The organism is Streptomyces himastatinicus ATCC 53653 (assembly GCF_000158915.1).
Taxonomy (GTDB): domain Bacteria; phylum Actinomycetota; class Actinomycetes; order Streptomycetales; family Streptomycetaceae; genus Streptomyces; species Streptomyces himastatinicus.
The window spans coordinates 6,967,081-6,969,842 of sequence record NZ_GG657754.1; the positions used below are offsets into that span (position 1 = coordinate 6,967,081).

Here is a 2,762-nt window from a genome sequence, read left to right on the forward strand (position 1 = left end):
TGCGTCAGGAAGTTGTAGCGGCACTCCTCACAGAACGGCGCCTGCGCCTCACGCGGCGTACGGCACTGCGGGCACACCTCCGGCTGGTAGCCGCCATCAGGCTGCGGCGGGGCCGGGTAGCCGTACCCGGACGAGGGGGCGCCGGGCGGGGGCGGCGGGCCGCCCGGGGCCGGGTAGCCGTAGCCGCCGGGGCCGGGCGCACCCGGGCCGCCCGGCATCGGAGGGGGCGGCGGGGGCGGCGGCATGTGGCCGGAGGGCATGGGTGTCCCCGACATCCGGTGGCCACACACCTCGCACCAGTCGTCGGCCGCCGATTGGTGTCCGTTAGGGCAGGTCGGCATGTCGGTGATCCCCCTCTTGTGCCGTTCTTGGCATTTCTGCCGTAACGCGATCTCTTGGTGCTACTTCTTGACGCGAACTGTCTTGGTGGAGCGTGTTTCGAGTGTCATCTCGTCCGCCTCCGCAACCTTCGCTTTCAGTCGCACAGTACCTGTCGCCGCGTCGACGACGTCCACCACCTTCGCAAGCAGTTTCGCCGTGTCCTTGTTCCCCGAACCGTTCGCCAGCTGTACGGCCCTTCCCAGCTTGGCGGTCGCTCCCTCGACATCGCCGGACTTACGCGCATCCATGCCCTGTTGGATGACCTGTGCCAGTTCGGCCTGGCCCGTGTAGTGCGCGACCTGCGGATTCATCGAGGTGGAGGCGGTCATGTCGGTCGTCCACACGGCCCGGACGAGCCCCTGGGACAGCGGGGCCGGAGGGCCCTGACCGTCCGGCTGCGGCAGGACGAGGGAGACCCGGGCCGCGAGCATTTCCTGGCCGATTTCCGCCGCCGGGACCCGCAGGCACACGTGATAATCGCGCGATTCGTCCCCCCATGACCCCGTCGGGTAGTCGCCCGAGCGCGGTCCGGCCTCGGTGCGCCGGGCGGTCAGATCCTCGACCGTGGGTGCGACCTGTTTCACAAACACCACCTCGGCGCCCACCGGGGTCCACAGCCGCAGATGGACGTCCGCGACCTCCTTCCGCATGGCCGTCGCCATCATCTGCGTGAAGTCCGCGGACAGTTCGGCCGGATTCGCCACGATATCGGCCGTTCCGAGCAGGGCGGAGGCGATCCCGGTGACCTCCTTGACCTCCCAGTCGGTACCGACCCCGCGGGCGTCGCAGGTGAAGCGGCCCGCGCAGGCGTCGAGCGCGGCCCGCAGGTCCTCCGGCGTCTCGTGCTCGTTGCGGCCGTCGGTCAGCAGGATGCCGTGCCGGATCGAGACATCCGCGGTGCCCAGCAGCCGGTCGGCGAGCCTCAGCCAGGTGCCGATCGCCGTGCCGCCGGCCGCGCCGAGCCGCCGCAGCGCGTCCTTCGCCTCGGCGCGGGTGACCGGATCCGCGGTCGCCAGCCGCCCATTGCCCGGAAAGACCTCGACCGCCTTGTGGGTGCCCGCGATCACCGCGAAGGCGACCCCGTCGCGCACCGTGTCGATCGCGGCGGCGGTCGCGTCCCGGGCGTTGCGCATCTTCGTCGGCGGATAGTCCATGGAGCCGGAGCAGTCCACCATGATCACCACGGCCGCATCGGCCGCGCCGCCGCCCGTGGCGTACCGGCCAGGGGCGGCGACGGGAGCGGGGATCGGCATCCCTCCGGTCGTCCCGCCGCCGGTCGAGGTGACCGTGACGATCGCGTTGACCTCACGGCCTCCCTCCGGGAGGTACTCGTTCTGATAAACGTCGACCGAGAACCGCGGCGCTTGGGACTTGGAGAAATTGGCCATCTGATCCGCTCCTTGGCGCTCCACAGGGACGTATGGGCATCGCGTCGTGCCGCGAGAGCGTGGGCGGAGTGATGGCGTCCGGCGCCGCCCCCCCGGGCCGGAGCCCGTCCCCCTCGGGCCGTCAGGCGGATCCTGCCCCTCCCGGCGGGGCGGGGAACGGCACCACGGCCACTGTTACGTTGTCGTGGCCCCCGCCGTTGAGGGCGTGGCCCACCAGGACCCGCGCACTCTGGAGCGGCCTGCCCCGGGCGTCCGGCGGCACCGCGCGGGCCATCTCGTCCGCCGATTCGGCGTAGTTCCACAGCCCGTCGGTGCACACCACCACGACCCCGGGCCGGTCCGGCTTGAACGAGGCCGTGTGCGGCTCCAGTTCGTAGGCGTCCGCGCCGAGCCAGCCGGTGATGGCGTGCGCCCGCTCGTCCGCGTACGCCTCGGCCTCCGACATCAGCCCCGCCGCCACCATCTGGGCCGCCCACGAGTCGTCCTCGGTGAGCCGGGCGGGCCGGGTCGTCCGGTCGTCGGGCACCCAGTAGACGCGGCTGTCGCCGATCCAGCCGACGGTGAGCAGATCTCCGGTGATCACGGCGCTGACGATGGTGCAGGCCGGAGCGTTCTGTTGGCGCTGCTGGGGCTCCTCGTGCGGGCTGGGCGCGCCGGGTCTCCAGGGCGAGCGCGGCGACCGCGTCGGCCGCGGCGACGATCGCCTCGTTCATGGCCTGCTGGGGGTGGGCGCCCCGGGGCAGCGCCGTCAGCAGCGACACCTCCGCCGCGTGGGCGGCCGCGGCCGATGCCTCGTCGGGCCGGGTGGCCGAGGAGACCCCGTCGCAGACCACCGCGACGACGGCCGGTGAGCCGTCCGGGAGGGCGGCGGTGGCCACGGAGAACGCGTCCTCGTTGCGGTGGTGGCGCAGCCCGCGGTCACTCGCCGCGGCGACACCCGCCAACTCCCGTTCCATATGGTCGCGCTCACGTGCCTGGGGCGTGCCCGCAGTG

General features: G+C 72.4%; 1 protein-coding gene and 2 pseudogenes. All 3 read right to left on the reverse strand.

All coding sequences use genetic code 11. The features are described from left to right. Positions 1 to 341: pseudogene (locus tag SSOG_RS54060) on the reverse strand (FHA domain-containing protein); the annotation flags it as partial. Between the two features lie 60 nt (positions 342 to 401). Then, positions 402 to 1,769: a vWA domain-containing protein gene (locus SSOG_RS29310; protein WP_009717883.1), complete on the reverse strand. Its 1,368-nt coding sequence runs from the start codon at positions 1,767 to 1,769 to the stop codon at positions 402 to 404. A 121-nt stretch (positions 1,770 to 1,890) separates the two neighbouring features. Next, positions 1,891 to 2,762 (reverse strand): annotated as a pseudogene (locus SSOG_RS29315) (PP2C family protein-serine/threonine phosphatase); the annotation flags it as partial.